The sequence below is a fragment of the Paenarthrobacter histidinolovorans genome, assembly GCF_014647595.1.
Lineage (GTDB): Bacteria > Actinomycetota > Actinomycetes > Actinomycetales > Micrococcaceae > Arthrobacter > Arthrobacter histidinolovorans.
This window is the reverse complement of record NZ_BMPM01000004.1, coordinates 279,516-301,906: the sequence shown is the minus strand read 5'-3', so window position 1 is coordinate 301,906 and position 22,391 is coordinate 279,516. Positions and strand designations below refer to the sequence as shown.

Annotated in this window: 20 protein-coding genes and 1 tRNA gene; 17 read left to right on the top strand and 4 right to left on the bottom strand. The window is 63.8% G+C overall.

All coding sequences use genetic code 11. The annotated features are described in order from the left end of the window. Position 1 precedes the first annotated feature (1 nt). Both IEY62_RS12105 and IEY62_RS12100 read left to right on the top strand, forming a co-directional pair. Positions 2–1,342 carry a 3-oxoacyl-ACP reductase gene (locus tag IEY62_RS12105; RefSeq protein ID WP_189018006.1) on the top strand — a complete coding sequence of 447 codons (1,341 nt, stop codon included), beginning with the start codon at positions 2–4 and terminating at the stop codon, positions 1,340–1,342. Beyond that, entirely contained in the window at positions 1,339–2,265 is a 927-nt protein-coding gene (locus IEY62_RS12100; RefSeq protein ID WP_189018003.1) for a MaoC/PaaZ C-terminal domain-containing protein, read from the top strand. The genes IEY62_RS12105 and IEY62_RS12100 overlap by 4 nt, the downstream gene beginning before the upstream one ends. Positions 2,266–2,432: 167 nt before the next feature. Here IEY62_RS12100 and IEY62_RS12095 read toward each other — a convergent pair. Further along, a tRNA-Leu gene (locus IEY62_RS12095) sits at positions 2,433–2,515 on the bottom strand. 264 nt (positions 2,516–2,779) lie between these two features. Between IEY62_RS12095 and IEY62_RS12090 the strand changes: the two genes are divergently transcribed. Together IEY62_RS12090 and IEY62_RS12085 are read left to right on the top strand one after the other, a co-directional pair. Beyond that, a complete protein-coding gene (locus tag IEY62_RS12090) occupies positions 2,780–4,084 on the top strand; it encodes a M20/M25/M40 family metallo-hydrolase (RefSeq protein WP_189018000.1) in 1,305 nt (434 codons plus the stop codon). A gap of 27 nt (positions 4,085–4,111) precedes the next feature. Then, entirely contained in the window at positions 4,112–5,272 is a 1,161-nt protein-coding gene (locus tag IEY62_RS12085) for an acyl-CoA dehydrogenase family protein (protein WP_189017997.1), read from the top strand. A gap of 18 nt (positions 5,273–5,290) precedes the next feature. On the opposite strand, the gene IEY62_RS12080 is transcribed toward IEY62_RS12085, so the two are convergent. Beyond that, the gene (locus tag IEY62_RS12080; RefSeq protein WP_011774832.1) at positions 5,291–5,524 is read right to left on the bottom strand and encodes a DUF5703 family protein; all 234 of its coding nucleotides are present in this window, start codon (positions 5,522–5,524) and stop codon (positions 5,291–5,293) included. Between the two features lie 39 nt (positions 5,525–5,563). Here IEY62_RS12080 and IEY62_RS12075 point away from each other — a divergent pair, with 39 nt between their 5' ends. From IEY62_RS12075 to IEY62_RS12015, 13 genes are all read left to right on the top strand, one after another. Further along, on the top strand, positions 5,564–5,827 hold the full coding sequence (locus IEY62_RS12075; RefSeq protein WP_189017994.1) for a hypothetical protein: 264 nt from the start codon (positions 5,564–5,566) through the stop codon (positions 5,825–5,827). A 267-nt stretch (positions 5,828–6,094) separates the two neighbouring features. Continuing rightward, entirely contained in the window at positions 6,095–7,774 is a 1,680-nt protein-coding gene (locus IEY62_RS12070; protein WP_189017991.1) for a sugar transferase, read from the top strand. Positions 7,775–7,834: 60 nt separating this feature from the next. Further along, a complete protein-coding gene (locus tag IEY62_RS12065) occupies positions 7,835–8,944 on the top strand; it encodes a Gfo/Idh/MocA family protein (protein ID WP_189017988.1) in 1,110 nt (369 codons plus the stop codon). Between the two features lie 16 nt (positions 8,945–8,960). Beyond that, entirely contained in the window at positions 8,961–9,980 is a 1,020-nt protein-coding gene (locus tag IEY62_RS12060; RefSeq protein ID WP_189017985.1) for an NAD-dependent epimerase/dehydratase family protein, read from the top strand. Further along, positions 9,977–11,143 carry a DegT/DnrJ/EryC1/StrS family aminotransferase gene (locus IEY62_RS12055; protein WP_189017982.1) on the top strand — a complete coding sequence of 389 codons (1,167 nt, stop codon included), beginning with the start codon at positions 9,977–9,979 and terminating at the stop codon, positions 11,141–11,143. Before IEY62_RS12060 ends, IEY62_RS12055 begins: the two co-directional genes overlap by 4 nt. Further along, positions 11,140–11,802 (top strand): acetyltransferase, encoded by a 663-nt coding sequence (locus tag IEY62_RS12050; RefSeq protein ID WP_189017979.1) that lies wholly within the window; start codon positions 11,140–11,142, stop codon positions 11,800–11,802. The genes IEY62_RS12055 and IEY62_RS12050 overlap by 4 nt, the downstream gene beginning before the upstream one ends. Further along, positions 11,799–13,265, top strand: a complete 1,467-nt coding sequence (locus IEY62_RS12045) for an oligosaccharide flippase family protein (RefSeq protein WP_189017976.1) — start codon at positions 11,799–11,801, stop codon at positions 13,263–13,265. Before IEY62_RS12050 ends, IEY62_RS12045 begins: the two co-directional genes overlap by 4 nt. Next, positions 13,262–14,536, top strand: a complete 1,275-nt coding sequence (locus tag IEY62_RS12040; RefSeq protein ID WP_189017973.1) for a glycosyltransferase — start codon at positions 13,262–13,264, stop codon at positions 14,534–14,536. Before IEY62_RS12045 ends, IEY62_RS12040 begins: the two co-directional genes overlap by 4 nt. Then, entirely contained in the window at positions 14,536–15,729 is a 1,194-nt protein-coding gene (locus tag IEY62_RS12035; protein ID WP_189017970.1) for a glycosyltransferase, read from the top strand. The genes IEY62_RS12040 and IEY62_RS12035 overlap by 1 nt, the downstream gene beginning before the upstream one ends. Continuing rightward, on the top strand, positions 15,719–16,621 hold the full coding sequence (locus IEY62_RS12030; protein ID WP_189017967.1) for a glycosyltransferase: 903 nt from the start codon (positions 15,719–15,721) through the stop codon (positions 16,619–16,621). Before IEY62_RS12035 ends, IEY62_RS12030 begins: the two co-directional genes overlap by 11 nt. Positions 16,622–16,674: 53 nt before the next feature. After that, positions 16,675–17,457: a YveK family protein gene (locus tag IEY62_RS12025; protein ID WP_189017964.1), complete on the top strand. Its 783-nt coding sequence runs from the start codon at positions 16,675–16,677 to the stop codon at positions 17,455–17,457. A 2-nt stretch (positions 17,458–17,459) separates the two neighbouring features. Then, positions 17,460–18,176: a hypothetical protein gene (locus IEY62_RS12020; protein WP_189017961.1), complete on the top strand. Its 717-nt coding sequence runs from the start codon at positions 17,460–17,462 to the stop codon at positions 18,174–18,176. Next, on the top strand, positions 18,163–19,512 hold the full coding sequence (locus tag IEY62_RS12015; protein ID WP_189017958.1) for an O-antigen ligase family protein: 1,350 nt from the start codon (positions 18,163–18,165) through the stop codon (positions 19,510–19,512). Before IEY62_RS12020 ends, IEY62_RS12015 begins: the two co-directional genes overlap by 14 nt. Before the next feature lie 25 nt (positions 19,513–19,537). On the opposite strand, the gene IEY62_RS12010 is transcribed toward IEY62_RS12015, so the two are convergent. Further along, complete coding sequence (locus IEY62_RS12010; protein WP_189017956.1) at positions 19,538–20,374, bottom strand: glycosyltransferase; 837 nt, start codon at positions 20,372–20,374, stop codon at positions 19,538–19,540. After that, on the bottom strand, positions 20,374–22,287 hold the full coding sequence (locus IEY62_RS12005) for a WecB/TagA/CpsF family glycosyltransferase (protein WP_189017953.1): 1,914 nt from the start codon (positions 22,285–22,287) through the stop codon (positions 20,374–20,376). The genes IEY62_RS12010 and IEY62_RS12005 overlap by 1 nt, the downstream gene beginning before the upstream one ends. Positions 22,288–22,391 lie beyond the last annotated feature (104 nt).

Sequence of the window (22,391 nt, the reverse complement as noted above, 5' to 3'; positions counted from 1 at the left end):
GATGACGGACAAATACACACAGCTGGTCAGCCACGGAGCCGGCAAGACCCTGGCCCGGAAACTGGGACTGCCACAGCCGGTGGAGCTTCGACGCTACCAACCAGGAGCCCCGCTGATAACCGGACCCATCCTGGTCAGCGGCGACAGCGCCGGCAGCGACGACATCGCCACCACCCTGCTTGGCTGGGGCCTGGATGTCCGCAGGAATGCGCTCCCCAAGGAAAAGCTGGGCGCCATCATCCTGGTGCTGGATGCCGTGCAGCACCCTCAGGACCTTGGCAAACCCGTCCTTAAGGCAGCAGCATCCCTGCGGGACCTCGCCCCGAACGCCCGGGTGGTGACGATGTCCCGGACCTCCCAGTCCGCACCCTCACCGGCCTCGGCGGCTGCCCGCCAAGGCATTGACGGACTCCTGAGGTCCCTGGCCAAGGAGCTGCGGGCCGGAGCGACTGCCAACGGCATACTCCTGGACGACGACCTCGCAACAACCAGCCCGTCCGCGCTGGGAGCCCTGCGCTTCTTCCTTTCGGGCCGCTCGGCGTATGTGGACGGACAGTTCCTGACGGTCTCCTCAACGTCGGGGGAGCTCCCTGCGGACTCCGACAAGCCGCTGGCCGGCAAGGTCGCCGTTGTTACCGGAGCTGCCCGGGGAATCGGTGCGGCCATTGCGCGCACCCTGCACCGCGACGGCGCCAAAGTGGTGCTGGTGGACATTCCGGCCGCCGGCGACCATCTGGCAGCTGTCGCCAACGAGGTCATGGGCACCGCGCTCCAGCTTGACATCAGCCGCGACGACGCCGGGCACCGGATCATCGACCACGCGGTGGAACGCCACGGCCGGCTGGATATCGTGGTGCACAACGCCGGCATCACCCGTGACAAGCTCCTGGCCAACATGGACGAGGGCAGGTGGGAGTCGGTGATCGCGGTCAACATCGCGGCGCAACTGAGGATCAACGAGGCCCTGCTGGCGTCTGAGCACTTCAGGACTTCTCCGCGCATCGTTTCAGTGGCCTCCACCAGCGGCATCGCCGGCAACAGGGGCCAGACCAACTACGGCGCATCCAAAGGTGGCGTGATCGGTATGGTCAGGTCTACCGCTGGCCTGCTGGAGCCGTACGGCGGTACCATCAACGCCGTCGCCCCCGGATTCATTGAAACCGAGATGACGGCCAAGATGCCGTTGGCCATTCGCGAAGCAGCACGGCGGTTGAACTCCCTGAAGCAAGGCGGCCAACCACAGGACGTAGCCGAGGCCATCGCCTTCCTCGCCAGTGACGCCGCCGGCGGGATCACCGGAGGAGTGTTGCGGGTTTGCGGGCAACAGCTGGTGGGAGCATGAACACCCCGCAACCGGTAGTCCTCGAAGAGCTTCCGTCGCTGTCCCGGCTATACGTCAACGCGGCGACGACGGCGGCCCGTCGCCGCGTCCTTGGCGCCAATTCCGGCGGAACCAGATTGCCGGCGGTCAGCCACGAAGTCCGGAACGTGCGGGCCGACGTCGAAAACCTGACCGCCTACCAGCACTTGGTGGGGGAGACGGCCAGTGACACCCTCCCCGCCGGTTACGTCCACGCACTGGCCTTCCCGGTGTCCATGAGCGTGATGAACCGGGACGATTTCCCCTTGCCGCTCCTTGGCATGATCCACCTCAGGAACCAGGTGGAGCAGTACACGCCCATTCACTTCACCGAAGCCTTGGACATCAGGTCGTGGGCGGAGAACATGAGGGGGCATCGCGCCGGGACCCAGCTGGACGTTGCAGCTGAAGTCCGTTCGGGCTCCACCGGTGCTCTGTTGTGGCGTGGAGTGTCCACCTACCTGGCGAAGGGCGTTTTCCTGCCGGGTATCGACAAAGCCGGAACCGCACACGGATCGTCCACCCCGGCCGATTTTTCCCCACCGGATCCCACAGCTCTCTGGCAGCTTGGCCTGGACACCGGGCGGAGCTATGCCGCCGTTTCGGGTGACTTCAATCCAATTCACCTCAGCGTCCTGTCCGCAAAAGCCTTGGGCATGAGGGGCTCGATCGCCCACGGAATGTATCTGGCGTCCCGGGCCCTGGCAGACGTCGGGGCCGCAAAGTCGGAGGCCTTTATCTGGGAGGTCACCTTCGAAGCACCTGTTTTCCTCCCATCACGGGTGGCATTGGACATTGCCACGATCCAGTCGGCATCGGGGGCGTGGGAGCGCTCGGAGTACGTCGCGTGGAATCCTCGCAGCGGCAGGCGGCATTTCCTGGGCTCCGTTTCAGCATTGTCGTGATCCATGGCGGGTATGCGGCGTCCACCGAAGGCGGGCGCCGCATACTTATCGACAAATGAAGAAACAAAGGTGACCAAGGTCGCAATTGCGGCTCCGGAGACCGCCCGGAGAAATCCCCGATGAAACAAACAAGGCCTGGAATCCGTGGATTCCAGGCCTTGTTATTGTGCGCGGAGGGGGACTTGAACCCCCACCCCCTTTCGAGGACTAGCACCTCAAGCTAGCGCGTCTGCCATTCCGCCACCCGCGCAGGTGGTGTTCAGCAGGAGCATTAAGCACCTTGCGGCGCTTCATATTCCTCCGAAGCAGCGAGAAAAACTCTAACACGGTTTCAGGTGCCTGAAAAATCGACAGGGCCCGCCAAGCATGGGTGAGGCCCCGTCGAGCCTCGAAGCCAGGAAGTTCCTGACCCGGGGCACAACTGGTGAGTAGGCTAAAGGTACACGGGACGGGCTGCCGATGAAGCAGAACGCGTCGCCGGAACCTGCAGCCCAGCCACGCAAGGAGAGTTTCCATGTCTGCCATCCGCCCTGAAGACGAAGTTGTCAGGATCTGCCAGGAGCTCATCCGGATCGATTCCTCAAACTTTGGCGACGACACCGGCCCCGGAGAGCGCGCAGCAGCCGAGTACACGGCAGGCCTCATCACCGAAGTTGGCCTGGAAGCGGAAATTTTCGAATCAGCCCCGGGCCGGGCCAACGTCGTGACCCGCATGGCAGGCGAAGACCCGGGCGCTGATGCGTTGGTGGTGCACGGACACCTGGACGTCGTTCCTGCCCTCAAGGACCAGTGGAGCGTGGATCCCTTCAGCGGCGAATTGAAAGACGGGCTGGTGTGGGGACGCGGCGCCGTGGACATGAAGGACATGGACGCCATGATCCTCTCTGTCATGAGGGACTTCGCCCGGACCGGCCGCAAACCCAAGCGGGACATCATTTTTGCTTTCTTCGCCGACGAAGAGGCCGGCGGCACCTACGGTGCCAGGTACGCCGTCGAACACCGCCGGGAGCTCTTCGACGGCGCCACCGAGGCGATCTCCGAGGTGGGTGGTTTCTCCGCCACGATCGGCGGCCAACGGACCTACCTGCTCCAGACCGCCGAGAAGGGCCTGTCCTGGTTGCGGCTGGTGGCCCACGGCCGGGCAGGCCACGGTTCCCAGATCAACACCGACAACGCTGTTACAAGGCTGGCAGCCGCGGTTACCCGCATCGGCGAGTACCAGTGGCCCGTGGAACTGACCCCCACCACCCGGCAGTTCCTGGACGGCGTTACTGAACTGACCGGCGTCGAGTTCGACGCCGACAACCCGGACATCCTGCTCAAAGAGCTGGGCACGGTGGCGCGTTTCGTGGGCGCCACCTTGCAGAATACGTCCAACCCCACCCTGCTGCGTTCGGGCTACAAGCACAACGTCATCCCGGAATCGGCAGAGGCCTTCGTCGATTGCCGTACCTTGCCCGGACAGCAGGAACTGGTGTTCGAAACCATCAAGCAACTGGCCGGTGACGGCATCGACATCAGCTACGTCAACAAGGACGTTTCGCTGGAAGTGCCGTTTGCCGGCAACCTTGTCGATTCCATGATCGACGCCCTCCACTCCGAGGACCCCGGTGCCAAAGTTCTTCCCTACACGCTTTCCGGCGGCACTGACAACAAGTCACTGAGCAAGATCGGCATCACCGGATACGGCTTTGCGCCCCTCATGCTGCCGGACGAGCTCGATTTCACCGGAATGTTCCATGGCGTTGACGAGCGGGTGCCTGCCGAGTCGCTGCAGTTCGGCGCCCGTGTCCTGAACACGCTGCTGAGCAACTACTAAAGGCACCCACCACAAGGAGGCCATGCCATGACTCCCGAAGAAATCCTTCCCGACGCCCTGCTGGAACGACTCCGCGGCCGCGCCGCCGGGTACGACCACAACAACCAGTTCTTCCATGAGGACCTGGAAGAACTGGCAGCCGCCGGTTACCTCAAGCTGTTCGTGCCGGAGCACGACGGCGGATTGGGGCTTGGACTCGAGGCGGTAGCCGCGCTGCAGCAACGGCTCGCCACGGCTGCCCCAGCCACCGCGCTGGCGGTGAACATGCACCTGGTGTGGACCGGCGTCGCGCGCGTCATGGCGGCCAGGGGAGACGATTCCCTGGACTTCGTCCTGAAAGAAGCCGGGAACGGTGAAATCTTCGCCTTCGGTATCTCCGAGGCCGGCAATGACTCCATGCTGTTCGATTCGGGGACCGTCGCCGAACCCTTGCCTGACGGCGCTTACCGCTTCACCGGCCGGAAGATCTTCACCAGCCTCTCGCGTGGATGGACCCGACTGGGGACATTCGGCAAGGACCCGCAGGCAAGGGAGGGCGACGGCGAACTGGTGTTCGGTTTCCTCCGCCGCGACGAACCCGGACACGAGACCCTGAGCGACTGGGACACCTTGGGGATGCGGGCCAGCGCTTCGAACACCACGCTTCTGCATGGAGCGGTCATCCCGGCCGAACGCATCTTCCGGAAGCTGCCCGTAGGACCCAACAAGGACCTGCTGATCTTCGCAATCTTCGCTTGTTTTGAGACGTTGCTTGCCGCCGTGTACACCGGCGTTGCCGAAAGGGCGTTCATGCTTTCGGTGGAAAATGTGAAGCGTCGCGTCTCGGCGAAATACGGGGGACGCAGTTACGCGCAAGATCCTGATATCCGGTGGAAAGTGGCAGACGCCGCCTTGGCCATGGACGGGATCTACCCGCAGATATCAGCGGTGGCCCGCGACGTGGACAACCTTGTGGACCACGGCGCCCAGTGGTTCCCCAAGCTCGTGGGGATCAAATCCCGCGCCACCGAAAACGCCCGGCATGTGGTGGATTTGGCAATCCGGGTCACCGGGGGATCGAGCTACTTCCGCGGCTCGGAGATGGAGCGGCTGTACAGGGATGTCCTGGCGGGAATCTTCCACCCGTCCAACGACGAATCCGCCCACAACACTGTCGCCAGTGCCTGGCTGGGCCCCCTTGAGGGCTAGGCGAAGGAGCGGCCGGGCCTAGACGGTGCGCTGCACCGAGTAGACCTTGCGGCGCAGCCAGAATCGTCGTCCGCCGCCCAGGTAGAGCACGCTGCGTTCGAGTTCCCACTTGCCGTACTCGGAATGTTCGGCAAGCCGCCGCCTGGCGTCGGGCAGTGAATCATCAGGCCCCACTGTCAATACGAGGTATTCGTACTGACGAGCGTAGTCTCGTTGGCGCTCCACGGAGCTGCCTGGAAATTGTTCTCTCATCCCTCTCCATTTTCGTCTTTTTCCGGCTAACGTGAAGTCATGAGCATCGATCCGCGTGTCGCGCTTCAATCATTGACCGCCGCCCTTGAAGAACACCTGGCTGCCGCATCAGCACGACGAGGTGAGGGGGACCCCACCGTCGAAGCTGCGTTCTTTGCCGTTGCAGATGCCTTCGAAGTGTACGAAGACGCCCTCTACGAGGCATTCTCCGAGGTTACTCCTCTCCAGGTCTTCGATGACGACGAGGAAGAGGAAGAAGAGGACGAGGACGACATCGAGGCGCTCGAGAGCGTGGAGGACTAATACCCGTTCAACCGGCCACCATCATGGTGGCCGGTTTTTTGCTGCCCTCCGGCATTGACCAACCTCCCGTCCACACCCGGAATCACCGGGAATTCCGGCTCCGCGGAGGCGGCCAATGCACGTAGTGCCCCCATCACCAGGCAGGTACTTGCACGTAGGACGCATGGGTAATGCTGCGCAAACTTGAGTACCGACTACTGGTGCGCCGGCAGACGGCCAAAGCTTCACTGATAGGTAGGCAATGGCAGGTCTGCGAAGAAGGCTGACATGGTGAAAGTTCCAGTCTTGCGTTTAGGCAAGGTAGCGGCACCCCACGGTGCCAACCGTGCCTCCACGGGGACAGTCTTCCCCACAGAACAAGTCATGGCCGATGTCAATCCGCCGGTGTCTCCCTGGATTGACAAGTCCGTTGCTGCACAACGGACTGAAAAGGCGGGACTGGCGGCGCCGAGCCCGGATGTCACCCTGGACCTCGTGCCGCCAGTCACCCACCGTCGTTCGCGCGTCAAACCCCCGCACCCGAACCGGCTGGGCTGGACGCGCTTCCTGACTACCTCCCTGCGGATCTCCGACACCATACTGGTCGCAGCCGCCGTCTCAGCAGGCTACGCACTCAATACCGGCGGGCTGCCGTTTACGGACGGAGCTTCCGGATTCCCACGCCAACTGGCCCTTTTGGTGATCCTGGGCATCATCTGGCTCGGCGCCCTCGAGGTGTACCGGACCAGGGATCCCAAAGTGCTGGGCGTTGGACCTGAAGAATACAAGCGGGTGCTCTCAGCCAGCTTCAGGGTGTTCGGGTTCCTGGCAATCGTCGCAGTGGTATTCCGTGTTGAATCGGTCAGCTCCTACGTGCTGGTCTCCCTGCCCCTGGGGATCGTGGCGCTGACAGGCAGCAGATGGGGCTTCCGCAAGTGGCTCACCCGCGAGAAGTCCCGGGGGCGCTGCCTCACCCGCGCCATCGTGGTGGGAGAACCCCAGGACGTCCGGTACGTGATCAAGCAGATCAACCGGAAGTCAGGTGCGCCATACGACATCCTCGGCGCATGCCTCCCGGGCGCCAGACGTGGAGCGGTGCTGGTAGCGGACCAGGTCCGCGTCCCCGTACTGTCCTCCATTTACGGAATAGCGCACACCGTCCGCCAAACCGGCGCGAACGCAGTGATCGTCGCCGGACCGTTGCCCGGCGGAAACCAATTCATCCAGGAACTCGGATGGCGCTTGGAAGAAGATGCCGCCGAACTGGTTCTGGCCGCAACGCTGACCAATGTGGCCGGCCCCCGGATCCACTGGCGGCCCGTGGAAGGCCTGCCGCTCATGCACGTCGACATTCCGCACTACTCCGGCGGAAAGCACACGCTCAAGCGATTGATGGATATCGCCGTTTCTTCCCTCGCTCTGCTTGTCCTCTCGCCCATCCTGTTGGTCCTGGCCCTGATCGTCAAAGCAGACAGTCCCGGTCCCGTACTCTTCCGCCAGCAACGCGTAGGCAAGCAAGGCACCACATTCCAGATGCTCAAATTCCGTTCCATGGTGGTTGATGCCGAAGCCCGTCTGGATGAACTCGACAACCAGGACGAAGGAGCGGGTGTACTTTTCAAAATCCGCGGCGACCCCCGCGTCACCACATGTGGCCGGTGGATGCGCAAGTACTCCCTGGACGAACTTCCGCAGTTCTGGAACGTCCTGGCCGGACACATGAGCCTGGTCGGTCCACGGCCACCGCTGGCCCGGGAGGTAAATGGCTACGAACGCCATACGCACCGCCGGCTCCTGATCAAGCCCGGCATCACCGGGCTCTGGCAAATCAACGGACGCTCCGACCTCCCTTGGGATGAAGCTGTCCGGCTCGATCTTTACTACGTGGAGAACTGGTCCATCGCGGGGGACGTGATGATCATGTGGCGCACCTTCCGGGCCATGATCCGGCCATCGGGTGCCTACTAGTCACGGCAAGCAAGGCCCGGCAACAACAAACCTGCCAACAACACAGAATCCGAGTGGGACATGAGCATAAGAACTATTCCATCTGGACAACTCAACGGCAACGGTCACCGGCCCAGGCTGCGCATAGCAGTGGTCGGCGCCGGCTATTGGGGACCCAACCTCGCACGGAACCTCAAAGCCAGCCCCGACTGGGATCTGGTAGCCATTTGCGACCTGGACGTAGAACGCGGCAGGAAGCTCGCCGACTCAGTAGGCGGGGTGGCCGTCGTCGAGTCCCTGGACGAACTGCTGGATACTTGCAACCTGGACGCCGTGGCCGTCGCAACCCCGGCGCACACGCACCACGGTGTGGTGATGACGGCCCTGCGCGCGGGCAAACACGTCCTGGTGGAGAAACCGCTGGCCGACAGCCGCGCCAAGGGGCTGGAGATGGTGGACGAAGCCAAAGCCAGGGGACTGGTGCTGATGGCCGACCACACCTACTGCTTCACCCCGGCGGTCCTCAAAATCCAGGAACTGGTGGCCAGCGGCGCCCTCGGAGACATCCTGTACGTTGACTCGGTCCGGATCAACCTGGGGCTCGTCCAACCTGATGTCAACGTGTTCTGGGACCTGGCACCCCATGACCTTTCCATCCTCGACTTTGTCCTGCCGGGAGGCCTGCACCCCACCGAAATTTCGGCACACGGCGCGGATCCCCTCGGTACCGGCCGCGACTGCGTGGGACATTTGACCTTCGGACTGCCCAACGACGCCATGGTCCACATCCACGTCAACTGGCTCAGCCCCACCAAAATCCGGCAGATGATCATCGGAGGGTCAAAGAGGACCCTCGTCTGGGACGACCTGAATCCGCAGCAACGGCTCAGCGTCTACGACCGCGGGGTCAGCCTGGAACAACAGCCCCGATCGGCAGCGGACAAAAAAGCCTCGGCCATCTCCTACCGACTCGGCGACACCTGGTCACCTGCCCTCCAGGAACGCGAACCGCTGGGACAAGTCGTGGCCGAACTCGCCACCTCCATCCGCAACCACACGATGCCCCGCACCAGCGGCGAGTCCGGGCTCAGGGTCCTGTCAGTCCTCGAAGCCGTGACTCAGAGCCTCGGCACGGACGGACGGTCCACCATCGTGGCCGGCAACGAGACGAACCTCCAGGTTGTGCGATGAAAGAGCAGGTTGTGCGATGAAAGAGCTTTTGGGTGCCAACGTGCTGGTCACCGGAGGCGCCGGAACCATCGGCTCCACCTTGGTGGACCAACTGCTCGACGCCGGTGCGGCCCACATCGACGTCCTGGACAACCTGGTGCGCGGCAGACGCGCGAACCTGGACCACGCATTGGACAGCGAGCGCGTCCGCCTCGTCGAAGGAGACCTGCGGGACCGTGACCTTGTCCACGACCTCACCCGGGGCAAGGACCTCGTGTTCCACCAGGCCGCCATCCGCATCACGCAATGTGCAGAAGAACCACGGCTGGCACTCGAAGTACTGGTGGATGGCACTTTCAATGTGTACGAAGCAGCCGTGGACCACAAAGTGGGCAAACTCGTATCCGCGTCAAGCGCGTCGGTCTACGGGATGGCCGAACAGTTTCCCACCAAGGAAAACCACCACCACCACAACAACGACACCTTCTACGGCGCGGCAAAGTCATTCAACGAAGGCATGGCCAGGAGCTTCCGGGCCATGTCGGGCCTGGACTACGTGCTGCTGCGTTACTTCAATGTCTACGGACCCCGCATGGACGTCCATGGGCTCTACACCGAAGTCCTCGTGCGGTGGATGGAAAGGATCGACGACGGCCAGCCACCCATGATTTTCGGCAGCGGCGACCAAACCATGGACTTCGTACACACCCACGACGTCGCCCGGGCCAACGTCCTTGCGGCTGTCAGCGATGTGCGCGAAGGCGTCTACAACGTGGCCAGTGGAACCGAAACCAGCCTGGCAGAGCTGGCGCAGACCCTCCTGGGTGTCATGGGCTCGACCCTGCACCTGGAGCACGGCCCGGAGCGCGCCGTCAACGGCGTTGCCCGGCGCCTGGCGGACATCACCGCAGCACGTGAAGACCTGGGCTTCGAAGCAGCCATCGGGTTGGAAGACGGTCTGCGCACGTTGGTGTCATGGTGGCGCCCGCTCCGTGCAGAAATAGCAGCCGCCCGCTTGGTGACCCATCCCGCAGTTCCCGCGGCAGGTGCGCGATGACCATCTCGGAAACGCGCCTGGCCCGCATCGACGTCATGAAGCCCTGGCTGGGCCCGGAGGAAGCCCAAGCAGTGGCTGAAGTGATCGCATCCGGTTGGGTAGCCCAAGGGCCCAAGGTCCGGCAGTTCGAAGAAGCATTTGCGGCGGAGCAATCGGCCGGTCACGCAGTGGCCACGTCCAGCTGCACCTCAGCCCTCCATCTGGCGCTCGCAGTTGCCGGCGTTGGACCGGGCGATGACGTCGTGGTCCCGTCCTTCTCCTTCATTGCCACCGCCAATGCCGCAACCTACATAGGAGCACGTCCTGTGTTCGCCGACGTCGAGCTGGAGACCGGGTGCTTGACGGCAGAGACTGTGGAGAAAGCTCTGACCAGGGGCACCAAGGCAGTCATCGCCGTGGACCAGGGCGGGGTCCCCGTTGACCTCGATCCCATCAGGGCCCTGTGCGAGCCCCGCGGGATCATCGTGGTGGAAGACGCCGCCTGCGCCATTGGCTCCCGCTACCACGGCCGCCCGGTCGGTGCCGGCGCAGAAGTGGCGGCTTGGTCCTTCCACCCCCGCAAGATCCTCACCACCGGAGAGGGCGGAATGCTCTCAACTCCGCGGCAGGACTACGCGGACAGGGCACGACGACTCCGGGAGCATGCGATGAGCGTTTCAGCCGCGGACCGGCACGCCAGCATCCTGGCACCGCCCGAAGAGTACCTGGAGGTCGGGTTCAACTACCGCATGACCGACCTTCAGGCCGCCGTCGGGCTTGTCCAACTGGGCCGCCTCCGGGAAGCCGTCCAGCGGCGTCGTGAACTGGCCGCCACCTACGCAAACGCGTTCGCCGGCGTCGAAGGCCTCCGGCTGGTGGGCGACCCCGGGTATGGCATTGGAAATTTCCAATCCTGCTGGATGGAAATCGGGCCCGCGTTTCCCTTGGGGAGGGATGGGCTGATGGCCCACCTGGCACAGGACGGCATTTCTGCGCGGCGGGGCATCATGGCAGCCCACCGTCAACCCGCGTACGCGGGCAAGGACACCGGCGGGGCGTCCCTGGAGGTCACCAACTGGCTGACGGACCATACGCTCATCCTGCCCCTCTACCACCAACTCGCCCTCCACGACCAGGTCAGGGTCATCGACTCGGTCCTCCGCGCTTCGAGGCACCCACAATGAGCGAACTTCTCCTCATCGCTGCCAGCGGCCTTGCCCGGGAGGTGCTGGCCATGGTCCGCAGCAGCGGCCCGTTCGACGTCATCGGAATCCTCGACGACGACGAGGACAAAAACGGCCGGGTAGTGGACGGGGCGCATGTGCTTGGTCCCATCCGCGATGCGCTCAAGTTCCCCCACGCGCTACTGCTGGTCTGCATCGGATCCGGAAGCGGCCGCGAGGCTGTGGTGATGCGGCTTCGAAGCCTGGGGCTCGACGAAGAACGCTACGCCACAGCCATAGACCCCTCCGTCAGCGTTCCGGAAGGGTGCGTGATCGGCCGTGGCAGCATCATCCTGGCCCACGTCAGCATGACGGCGTCGGTCACCATCGGCAGTCACGTCGTCGCCATGCCAGGGGTTACCTTCACCCACGACGACGTCATCAATGACTTCGCAACGTTCGCGTCGGGTGTTTCGTTGGGCGGGAACGTGCGGATCGGGCGGGCAGCGTACATCGGAATGAACGCCAGTGTGCGCGAGGGCAGGTCCATCGGGGCGAAAGCGACCATCGGCATGGGAGCGGCCGTCCTGAACGATGTTCCCGAAGACGAGACCTGGGCCGGCGTCCCTGCCCGGGTGATCAGGCGCGGCAATACCCCCGCGCTGGAGGGGGCCCAGTGACCCTTCGGAGCGCGGTCACCCCGCGAAAGGGGCCAACCCCCACCAGGGCGTTCGTGATCAGCGTCGCCAACGCCTTCATCACCAAGCTCGGGACCATTGGAATTGGTATCGCCTTGGCGCGACTGCTGGGGCCAGAGGAATTCGGTACCTACGCGGTGGCGTTCATTGCGCTCGTCGCCGTCCTGAGCTTCAACGAATTGGGTGTCAGCCTGGCGATCGTCCGCTGGCCGGGGGATCCGAAGGACATAGCCGCGACCGTCACCACCATCTCTGTTGCCTGCAGTGTCCTTCTGTTCGGCCTTTCCTATGCAATTGCGCCACTCTTCACGGCGGCCATGGGGAATGAGGCAGCCACGGACGTGGTCAGGGCCCTGTCCTTCTGCATCGTGCTCAACGGTCTGGTAGCCACGCCTGCGGCCCTGTTGCAGCGCAACTTCCGCCAGGGACAGCGGATGGTCATCGACCAAGTCAACGTGTGGTTGGGGGCGGGCGTTTCGTTGCTCCTGGTGATAGGCGGCATGGGAGCGATGAGCCTTGCCGTGGGCAGGGTCCTGGCCAGCCTCGTCGCCGCCGTCCTGTTCCTTGCCTATTCACCCCTGCCGTACCGTTTCGGATTCTCACCCACGTCCGCAAAACAGCTCCTGGCCTTCGGACTGCCGTTGGCAGGTGCGAGCGCGGTGGTCTTTGCCGTGGGCTACGTTGACCAACTCATCGCTGGACGGTTGTTTGGTCCGGTAGTCCTCGGCTTCTACGTCATGGCATTCAACATGGCGGGGTGGCCCTCAAGCTTGCTCTCACAGCCCCTGCGAAGCGTGGCCCCGGCGACCTTCGCCAGGCTCCAGGACCGGCCCGATGACATGAAGGCGGCATTGCTTGCGATGATCGGAGCAGTTTCGGCTGTGGTGTTGCCCGTCTCTGCCGTGATGGTGGGGTGTGCGCTGCCCCTTGTCAGGGTTGTGTACGGGGATGCCTGGGCACCGGCGGGCTTGGCGCTGATGTGGTTGGCGCCCCTCACAGTGTTCCGCATCCTCCATGAGCTGCTGTACGACTACCTCGTGGTTCTGGGCTCGTCGCTGTCCATATTGAATGTGCAGGTCGTCGCACTGATCGTGCTGGTTCCGGCGCTGCTGGGCGGTGGTGCGCTCGCAGGCATGCCTGGGCTGGCAGCTGTTCCTGTGCTGGTTGCCTTGCTTGTGACGTCGCCGCTGTATCTCCGGGCTCTCCGGCAAGCCAACGTGCCGCTCCTGGCCGTGGGCAAGCGCCTGGCTTTTCCCACGGTCATTGCGGCGCTGACTGCAGCAGGCTGCTGGGCCATGACCCAGGTGCTGGATTCACCTGTGGTTGGCGTCCTCGTATCCACGGGTCTGGGACTCGTCGCGATGGCAGCAACCATGGGACTGCGGCGGCAGGACCTGCGGGACGTCCGGATGTGGGGGCGCGGACGGGAGGTGGCATCGCCATGAGAATCCTGGTCTACCCGCACGATCTCCGCATGGGCGGCAGCCAGCTGAACGCCATCGAACTCGGTGCCGCTGTCAAGGAACTGGGCCATGAGGTCATTCTTTTTGGACAGCCCGGGCCGCTCGCCGAGAGGGGAGCAGGCCTGGGGTTGGAGTTCATACCCGCCCCTGCACCAGGCAAGCGACCTTCACCGTCTGTCATCAGCGCTCTGGTCCGCACCGTCCGCGAGCGCAGGATCGACATTGTTCACGGCTACGAGTGGCCCCCGGCCTTGGAGTGCCTTGCGGCCTCCAAGCTGGTGCGGGGTACCACCGCCGTGGCCACGGTGATGTCCATGGCGGTGGCGCCGTTCATCCCAAAGTCCATGCCCCTGATGGTTGGCACTGAGCAGATCCGTCAGGCCGAGTTGTCCTCCGGCCGCCGCCGTGTCCACTTGCTGGAACCACCCGTGGACCTGGCAGCGAACCGTGCGGCCGACGAAGTGGACGTGGACGGGTTTCGTGCCCGGTGGGGATTGCCTGAGGACGTTCCCACCGTGGTTTGTGTCTCCCGGCTGGCCAAGGAACTCAAGCTTGAGGGCATCCTGTCGGCGATTGATGCCGTAGGCCAACTCGCCGGGGATCTCAAGGTGTGTTTGCTCATCACCGGTTCAGGTCCGGCGGAAGCGGTGGTCAGCGAGCGCGCCGAACGCGTCAACGAAGCGACGGGGGAGCGCACGGTTATCCTCACCGGTGAACTGGCCGACCCCAGGCCGGCTTACGCGGTGGCTGATGCCGTCCTTGGCATGGGCGGGTCCGCCCTCCGGGGCCTTTCCTTCGAAAAACCCTTGATTGTCCAGGGCGAAAGGGGGTTTTGGGAACTGCTCACCCCGGAGTCCCTGCCCGTGTTTCTTTGGCAGGGTTGGTACGGTTCCGGTCCGGGTTCGACAGGTCCAGGCACCCATGGGCTGGTTTCCATCCTGGGGGATCTCCTCACGGACGCCCCCTTGAGGAAGTCATTGGGCGCTTTCGGCCGTTCAGTGGTGGAAGACAGGTTTTCGCTCGCTTCCGCGGCGCAACACCAAACTGAGTTGTACCGGGGCTCCCTGGCAGGTGGCCCCGGCATGGGGTCCGGTCTGTGGGCTGAAGCTGCCGCCGGGATCCAGTACACCTCCTACGTGGTTCGACGGCGCTACCAGCGACTCCGGGGCCACCAGCCCGCGGAGGACTTCAACGCCCTTCCGGTCGCAGTGCGTGCTGACGCGCGTGGGCCATTCGTCTCGAGGGAGGCGTGATGGACCCGATCATGTATATCTCCGGCGGACAATGGGATGGCCTGCCGGGAACGGATCGTCTGCTGGCTGAGTCCTTGGCGGTGACAGGCCCGGTCCTGTGGGTTGACCAGCCTGCGTCCGTCTTCCGGTTCGCGGATGTGCGGAATCACGCGGTGGGCAGCCTGCGCGGGATCCCGGAGGTCATGACACCCCACTTGTCGCGCCTGCGGCTTCCTGCCCCGCCACTCTTCAGCAGCAGGCTTGGCCTGCCCGTGACTGAAGCCATTGCACGGCGCTGCATGGACAACGCTGTGAAGACTGCAGGTGGTCCGGTGGCGGCAGTCGTCAATGCTTCCCCGGTTGTAGCGTTCCCCGGCCGCGGCAACGGCGTACGGCTGCTGCATCTGACCGATGACTGGCTGGCCGCGGCTGACTTGATCGGATTCCCCTCCGACTATCTCAAGCGCTGCCTTGAACGCAATATCCAGGCGGCCGACGTCATCACCGCTGTCTCGGCCGGCTTGGCCGCCAAGATGTCCGATGTCTCAGGACGGCCCGTGGGGGTTCTTCCCAATGGGTGCCGCCCACCTGCTCCCGGCACCAACGAACACCGGAGGCCGGTCACGGTACTGGTGGGACAACTCAATGAACGATTGGACCTTGAGGTGCTGGAGTCCCTGGCCGACGCCGGGCTTAGCCTCCTGATCATCGGTCCGCGGACTGACTCGAACCCAACAACCCGGCAGCGTCTGGACGACTTTCTGGGCCGGGACAACGTGGATTGGCGTGGACCACTGCCTCCCACTGACGTACAGCGGCTGCTTCAGAGTGCATCCGTCGGGATCACCCCCTATGCCGACACGGAGTTCAACAGATCCAGCTTCCCCCTGAAGACCCTGGAATACCTGTCGTCGGGCCTGCCCGTGGTAGCTACGGATTTACCTTCGGTGCGCTCACTTCAGTGCAGCGCCTTAGCTGTTGCAAGCAGCCGGGAGGCATTCGTGGATCTGGTCAGGGCTGCCCTGCAGCGGCGTCCGGACCTGGGGCAACGCGAAGAGATGCGGCGTGTCGCGGCGGCGAACTCGTGGGATGTGCGGGCCGCCGGAATCAGGGAGCTGTGCACACAGCCGGTGCCAGAGCGCAACACGAAGGTGCGCTACACGAAGGTACGCACCACAGTTCAATCCGTTCGAGGAGCAAGCCATGAACGTTGATAAGCCGGGGAACCCGCCGTCGGGTATTGACCACGTTTTGCTCACAAGATTCAATCTTCCTTCCCGGGGTTTTGAAAGCCTTGTACGGGCCAAGGAAGGGTGGCTGAGGGACCGGATAGCGCTATTCGAGCACTACTGTCTGCCTTCCGTTAAAGCGCAGGCCAACCAGGACTTCCGGTGGATCATCTACTTCGACCCGGAAAGTCCCGCCTGGCTGCTGGACCGCGTGCAGGACCTGAACCGGGACGGCACCTTCGTTCCCCTGTTCAGGACCGAGGTCAGCCCCTCCGAATTGCTTGAAGACATCAGGACAGTCACAGGGGGCGAACGTGGCACGCTCCTGACCACCAATCTGGACAACGATGACGGGTTGTCCATCGATTTCGTGGACCGGGTGCAGAAAGCGGCCGAGAACCCGGGTACCACCGCGATCTACCTGGTGTCCGGCTTGGTGATGGGGGATGGTTCGGTTTACCTCAGGAACGACCCCCGCAACGCGTTCTGCTCGGTCAGCGCCCCCTGGTCCGATCCTGTGACGTGCTGGGCGGCGTGGCACAACCGGCTGGGGCAATCCATGGACGTCACAACGCTCCGGGGCTCACCTGGCTGGCTGCAGCTGGTCCACGACCACAACGTCAGCAACAGAATCCGCGGCCGGCGCGTTTCCCCCGGACCGTACAAGGGACTTTTCCCGGGTCTTCTGTCCGACGCCCCCATCCCCACTGCCAGGTCGATCGTGGCGGACCGGGTGTACGAATCTCCCCTCCGTGCGTTGCGGGAGCTCGCCCGGAGGGCAGCCAAGGCCGTGACCATTGCACTGCTGGGCACGCAGGGCATCGATCGGGTCAAGACGCTGGTTGCCCACCGGAAAAGCACAGTGTCCAGGACCTGAGCCGTACGCCTGGTCCTCACCCAAAGACACTCAACGAAAGGTAAGAGCAGGACATGCAGGTACAAAAGATACTGAAAAGCCTGATACGCCGATGGTTCATCGTCGTACTGGGACTTGCCGTGACCGCAGGCGCCTGCTTCTACCTTCAGCAGAACGCGCCCGATAACTACAAAGCCCAGGCGAGCCTGGTCCTCCTGCCCTCTACCAAGAGCGTCGGAGAAGCCGGGAACCCGTATCTGGGGCTGGGAGGCATGAGCGAGGCACTGGACATCCTCACCCGCAAGATGTCCTCCGAGGAATTCAAGGAAACCATCCGTGAGCAAAGCGGAGCCAGCACCTTCACCGCTGAAGCCGACAAGGGAACCAGCGGTGCCATCCTGCTCATCACAGCCTCTTCAGGGGACGCCGACCAAGCACTCAAGATCCTTGATTCTGTGATGAACCAGGCACCCGTGGCCCTGACTGAGCTGCAGGACGTCCTCAACGTGCCAACCACGTCCCGCATCTCCACGATGAAATTGCTGGAAGACAGCAAAGCAGTCCCCGAGGTCAAAGCCCGGACGCAGCTGCTCCTCGTTACCGCTGCCGGTGGCGTCGCCTTCAGCGTCATGCTCACCGTGCTCATCGACGGCTTGCTCCTGTCCAGGAAACAACGCAAAAGCCAGGAACCGACCGACAAGCCGGCCGGACCAAAACCACCCGCGCCGCCTGCAACCAGGCAGAGAAAACCCTCCTCCGCTGACCGGGTGCCCGGCAACCGGCCCACAGCGGACGAACCGGCATACCTCGCAGGTGAAACTGCCAGCGTAGTTCCCAGCTCCTACAGGCCGGGATAACCATGACCGCAGCCATCCTTCTCCGCATCCTGGGCAGGCGCTGGTACATCGTAGCCATCGGGATCGCCATCGGACTGGCGTCCCTGGGCGCCGTCCGGTCCGCCGAGCCCGTCTACTGGACAAAGGCGGAAGTCACGTTCGTCGCGCCGGACCGCGAACCGGCCTACTGGATACCTGGTGACGACTACGCATCGCTGGTGGATTTCGCAGCCATGGTGGAGCGGCGTGCCAACTACAACTCAGCATCTGTGGACCTCACCCTGTCCAGCGGCACCCTTTATGGTGCAGGGGTCCGGCACGGCTACTCAGTGACCCTGCTCAACAGTGGAGGCCAATGGGCCAAGAGTTTCCGCTGGCCGGTCCTGTCCGTACAGGTGGTCGACTCCAGTGCCCAAAAGGTGAAGGACGTCCTCAAAAACGTTGTCGACAGCATCAATGAGGCATCCGTGGTCCTCCAACAAGAGGCAGGTGTCCAACAAGCCCTCATCACCACCCTCACGTCTCCGTCCAGCCCTGAAATCGTGTTCGGCGGAGGAACCCAAATCAACCGCGTGAAAGGCGCCGTCTTCTGGGTTGGCATAGCCGCCACGCTGTCCATACTGGCGGCGGTGATCGTTGATTCACGGCCACGTCGACGCCGGAACCCGCCCAAGCGGGCTTCCAACGCCCGGCCTCCAGGCATCCACCGAACAAAGGTGACCTCCCATGTACCGGGCTAACGGGCTGCTTCATCGCGATGGCATACAAGGGGCCACGCGGAAGTCCGATGCGCCCCTGTTCCTCACCATCTACCTGGTGCTGACATGTGCCCTGCCATCGAACATGGTGATAGCGTCCCTGGGATCCATTGGTCGTCCCAGCACGCTCTTCGCCCTCCTGGCCCTGGCATGGTGGATCCTGCACCAGCTGCTGCGCACAACACCATCCATCCGGCGCTCGCATCCCCTGCGGGTAGCCCTGACCGCTTTCCTCATCGTCGCAGCGTCCAGCTACGCCTACGCCATGGTCAGGGGATTGCCGGAAAGCGAAGCCAGCCCCGCCGACGCCGGCCTCCTGCGGCTCGCGGGCTGGGCAGGGATCCTGCTTATAGCAACGGATGGCCTGACAACCCGGGAAAGTGCCAGGACACTGCTCCGAAGGATAGCTCTGGCAGGGGGACTGACAGCAGCTCTTGGCCTGCTCCAGTTCGCCACCGGCTCGTCCCTCATCGAATGGATCAGAATACCGGGCCTCAGCGTCAGTTCGGAACTGGCAAACATCGATTCCCGGGGAGGCTTTGTCCGCGCAGCCGGCATGTCGTTGCACCCCCTTGAATACGGCGTAGTCCTCTCCACCTCCCTGCCGATCGCCATCACCCTCGCCCTCAACGACACCGCCAAGCGCAGGCTCCTCTGGTGGATCCCCGTTGGCCTGATATCCGTAGCTGCCATGCTCTCCGTCTCCAGGGCCGCGCTGATCTGCATGGCGTTGGCTTTCCTGATCCTGCTGCCGGTATGGCCCAAGCAGCTCCGGCGGAGGGCCGTGATGGTTTCGGCCCTCCTCGTGGCGGTGATCTACGTAGTGACTCCAGGCATGATCGGAACCCTCTTCGGGCTTTTCACCATTGGAACCGACGACCCCAGCATCAGTTCAAGAACCAACGGCTACTCCACCGCCTTCGGAATGGCAGGCCAGCAATTGCTGCTGGGCCGGGGGTTCGGCACCTTCCTTCCCGCCTACGTCATCGTTGACAACCAATACCTTGGGCTCCTGGTCGAACTCGGCATTGCAGGCCTGATTGCCTTCTTGCTGCTGGTGTCTGCCGGCATCCTCTGTGCCTGGCAGGCCAGGAGGTTGGCCAAGGACAGCGAACTGCGCCAACTGAGCCAATCAGTCCTCGCAAGCGTCGCCGCGGCCGCACTGGCCTTCGGATTCTTCGACGCCTTCGCCTTCCCCATGGCAGCCAGCCTCCTGTTCCTCATGCTGGGCATCTCCGGAGCGCTATGGCGCATATCGCGTCGGGAAGCGGCAGAGGCACAGATCCAGGAAAAGGCAGCAAGCGCTGGGGACACCTGACACCGAAGCAAGCCCAGGGAACTGCCTAGCGGCGGCTCTCATCCCTTTCCCACACGTGAGACGACGCGCCGGACACACGCGCACGACGACGACCCGCCACCGCGAACACCGCATAGACAGCCGCATCAAAAGCCGTCCTGGGCCCCCGCACCGAGGCAAGCAACTGCCGCACGGTCCGTGACAAGGACGCCCCACCGGTCACCAGATCCTGCTCGGCATTGCCACGGTAGGTGCGCCGCAGGACTGCCAGGAGGGCTGAAGAAGTCCTGGGGGTCCGAACGACCACCGGCTCCGTGGCAAGAACCGCCTTTTCCCGCTCATCAAAGAGCCTGTCCACAAAATAGTCATCACCCGTGAGCGCCGGAAAGACACCCATGCGAAGATGCCCTGAAAGACTCAGGGCATAGGCACCAGCACCCCACAAACCCTGCGCATTGGCAGGGATCCGGCTGCGGGCACGGTAGTAGGCCCGAACAGGTACAGAAGCACCCTGTGTGTCGTAACGGAACGCCGGCCGGGCAGCCAGCAAAGTGCCATCCTGCAGCGCCGCGAACACCTCTGCCAGGGCCCTGGCGCTGACCTCTATGTCCGCGTCCAGATAGAGGCGAGGCCATAACCGGGTGCATCGGTCGCCGGCGTTGAGCGCCGCCGTCTTTGACGCCTCCGGCACATGGAGTACCGAAACACCCTCCCACCGGGACGCGATCGCCTCCGTCCCATCACTGCAACCGTTACAGGCCACCACAACATCCACAGTTCCCCATCCAATGACCTCCCGCAGCGACCCAAGGGTACGCCCAATGACGGCAGCCTCATTGTGAGCGGGAATGATCACCGCGCCCGAGGGAAACGCCCCGGCCATCAGAGATCCCCGCCACCATCGGGCACGGCATGGGGCAGTTGATCCCACCGCCGGCGGCTTGCCAGGGCCCAGGCGGCCTCACGATGACCAGGCTTGCCCAGACGGGCCACCTCCGCGGCGAGGACAACGCCGCGAAACGCCACAACCCGACCCCGCCCAAGATGTTTCTCCGCATAGCGGACACGGTTCACGGACATCAACGCAACCAACTGCGGCGAAGCCCCGGAACCACCGCGCTTATGCCACATCCGTGCGGACGGCTCAAACCAAATGGAATACCCCGCCTGACGCATACGGTGGCAGTAGTCAGTCTCTTCCGAATACAGGAAGAACCTTTCATCCCAGGCACCCACGGCCCTCGCCGCCCCCGCATCCAGCAAAAGCGCCGCACCGGTTGCCCACTCAACCCGGTGTCCATGCAGGTAACTCTCCTCATCAAAGTCCATCTCGGACAACCACCCAGGACGTTTCCTCACGTGGCTGCCCAACACGGCATCACCCAGCGCTCGCAGAATTCCCGGCTCGCGGCGCAGCGAGGGGTAGATGCTGCCGTCGTCGTCCAGCAGGACGGGGACCACCACTCCGGCGCCGGTTTGCGCCAGTCGACTGCGCATTGCGCTGATGGCGCCCTCCTCGATCCTGAGATCCGGGTTGAGGATGAGGTAAGTGCCGGCTTCTCCGGCTGCTGAAAGGGCGGCGTTGATGCCTCCGGCGTATCCGAGGTTCCCCCCGGTCCTGATGGCAATGACGTCGGGATACTGCGCCAGGGCGTTGAGTGTGTGGTCGTCGGGGGAGTTGTCGGCCACCACCACCTTGATCGACTGGTTCATGGCCTCCTTCCGCAGGCCGAGGACCAAAGGGCCGATGTCGTCGTGGTTGTTATAGGTGACGACGACGACGGCGACGTCGGCTGCCGCCCCGGCCGGGAGGAAGGACCCCGGAGCGCGGCTGGGCGCACGCTCCGGGACATCCATGGATGGCAAGCGCCTGGCAGGCGTGGGGGACAAGCCGCTGTCCCTCCGCAACCGCAGGTAGGCTTCCGGGCCTTCCACGAGGTACCGGCGGGCCAACCGGCGTGGTTCCAAGGCAAGCCGCCAGGCCCACTCAAGGCTGTGGGAACTCACCCATGATGGTGCCCGCCTGATGTGGCCGGCCAGGAAGTCCACCACGGCACCGAAAGCCAGCAATACCTTGGCCCCTGTCAGGGCTCCGTATTCCGATATCCAAAGTTCCTGCCGGGGTTTTCCCAAACCGACGATCAAGATCTCAGGAGCAGCCCCGGCAATCGTGGCTGCCAGCTCCCGGGACGCCGAATCGTCGCCGAGGGTGGACCGTGGTGGCGCCCACCATCCAGCGACCGCCAGCTTTGGGCGCGCCACCTCGAAGTTGGTCCGGATCTGCTCCTGGGTCTCAACCGATCCGCCAAGGAACCCGACGCTGAGGCCCCTGCGCTCTGCCTCATCCAGCAACGGGCCCACAAGGTCGCTGCCGGCCAGCCTCGGCCAGGCCTTGGCTGTCAGGCGCCGGGCCTCAGTGGCCAGCGGCGCGCCGTCGATAAGCGTCAACCACTCCAGGGAGCGGGACTGTTCCAGGGTCTCCGCCCAACGGCCGCCAGAGCCGAAATGACGAATGTGGTCCAGATTGGCCGAGCACACTCCCAAGGGAGGGGCGCCGGTATCGCCGGCCCTGCCCAGGATCTCCTCGATCGCCGGGCCGAACTCCATGAGTTTTACCGGGACGCCGCCCATGGAGACCCAACGGTCCGGGGATGTGGTTGCGGTCGTGGTCGCCCCGTCGTCGTCCATGGGCCTCTGAAGAAGGAGACTGCGGCCACTGAGCCCGCTTGTCAGGGTGCGGTGGGGGACTACACGGTGGAGGGCATTCCGGGTGGGCCGGACTTTGGGTAGCAGCATTCTTGGCTCCAGGCTCGGGTCAAGCTCAAGGCATAACCATGTGGCCCACGATCCATGGCTGCTGCACTGCCAGGATCGTGGGTGGCGGACAAACGCCGCCACAT

Excerpts from the sequence above, each read along its gene's own strand:
- IEY62_RS12105 (WP_189018006.1), top strand. The coding sequence starts at position 2 with ATGACGGACAAATACACACAGCTGGTCAGCCACGGAGCCGGCAAGACC.
- IEY62_RS12100 (WP_189018003.1), top strand. The coding sequence starts at position 1,339 with ATGAACACCCCGCAACCGGTAGTCCTCGAAGAGCTTCCGTCGCTGTCC.
- IEY62_RS12090 (WP_189018000.1), top strand. The coding sequence starts at position 2,780 with ATGTCTGCCATCCGCCCTGAAGACGAAGTTGTCAGGATCTGCCAGGAG.
- IEY62_RS12085 (WP_189017997.1), top strand. The coding sequence starts at position 4,112 with ATGACTCCCGAAGAAATCCTTCCCGACGCCCTGCTGGAACGACTCCGC.
- IEY62_RS12080 (WP_011774832.1), bottom strand. The coding sequence starts at position 5,524 with ATGAGAGAACAATTTCCAGGCAGCTCCGTGGAGCGCCAACGAGACTAC.
- IEY62_RS12075 (WP_189017994.1), top strand. The coding sequence starts at position 5,564 with ATGAGCATCGATCCGCGTGTCGCGCTTCAATCATTGACCGCCGCCCTT.
- IEY62_RS12070 (WP_189017991.1), top strand. The coding sequence starts at position 6,095 with ATGGTGAAAGTTCCAGTCTTGCGTTTAGGCAAGGTAGCGGCACCCCAC.
- IEY62_RS12065 (WP_189017988.1), top strand. The coding sequence starts at position 7,835 with ATGAGCATAAGAACTATTCCATCTGGACAACTCAACGGCAACGGTCAC.
- IEY62_RS12060 (WP_189017985.1), top strand. The coding sequence starts at position 8,961 with ATGAAAGAGCTTTTGGGTGCCAACGTGCTGGTCACCGGAGGCGCCGGA.
- IEY62_RS12055 (WP_189017982.1), top strand. The coding sequence starts at position 9,977 with ATGACCATCTCGGAAACGCGCCTGGCCCGCATCGACGTCATGAAGCCC.
- IEY62_RS12050 (WP_189017979.1), top strand. The coding sequence starts at position 11,140 with ATGAGCGAACTTCTCCTCATCGCTGCCAGCGGCCTTGCCCGGGAGGTG.
- IEY62_RS12040 (WP_189017973.1), top strand. The coding sequence starts at position 13,262 with ATGAGAATCCTGGTCTACCCGCACGATCTCCGCATGGGCGGCAGCCAG.
- IEY62_RS12035 (WP_189017970.1), top strand. The coding sequence starts at position 14,536 with ATGGACCCGATCATGTATATCTCCGGCGGACAATGGGATGGCCTGCCG.
- IEY62_RS12030 (WP_189017967.1), top strand. The coding sequence starts at position 15,719 with ATGAACGTTGATAAGCCGGGGAACCCGCCGTCGGGTATTGACCACGTT.
- IEY62_RS12025 (WP_189017964.1), top strand. The coding sequence starts at position 16,675 with ATGCAGGTACAAAAGATACTGAAAAGCCTGATACGCCGATGGTTCATC.
- IEY62_RS12020 (WP_189017961.1), top strand. The coding sequence starts at position 17,460 with ATGACCGCAGCCATCCTTCTCCGCATCCTGGGCAGGCGCTGGTACATC.
- IEY62_RS12015 (WP_189017958.1), top strand. The coding sequence starts at position 18,163 with ATGTACCGGGCTAACGGGCTGCTTCATCGCGATGGCATACAAGGGGCC.
- IEY62_RS12010 (WP_189017956.1), bottom strand. The coding sequence starts at position 20,374 with ATGGCCGGGGCGTTTCCCTCGGGCGCGGTGATCATTCCCGCTCACAAT.
- IEY62_RS12005 (WP_189017953.1), bottom strand. The coding sequence starts at position 22,287 with ATGCTGCTACCCAAAGTCCGGCCCACCCGGAATGCCCTCCACCGTGTA.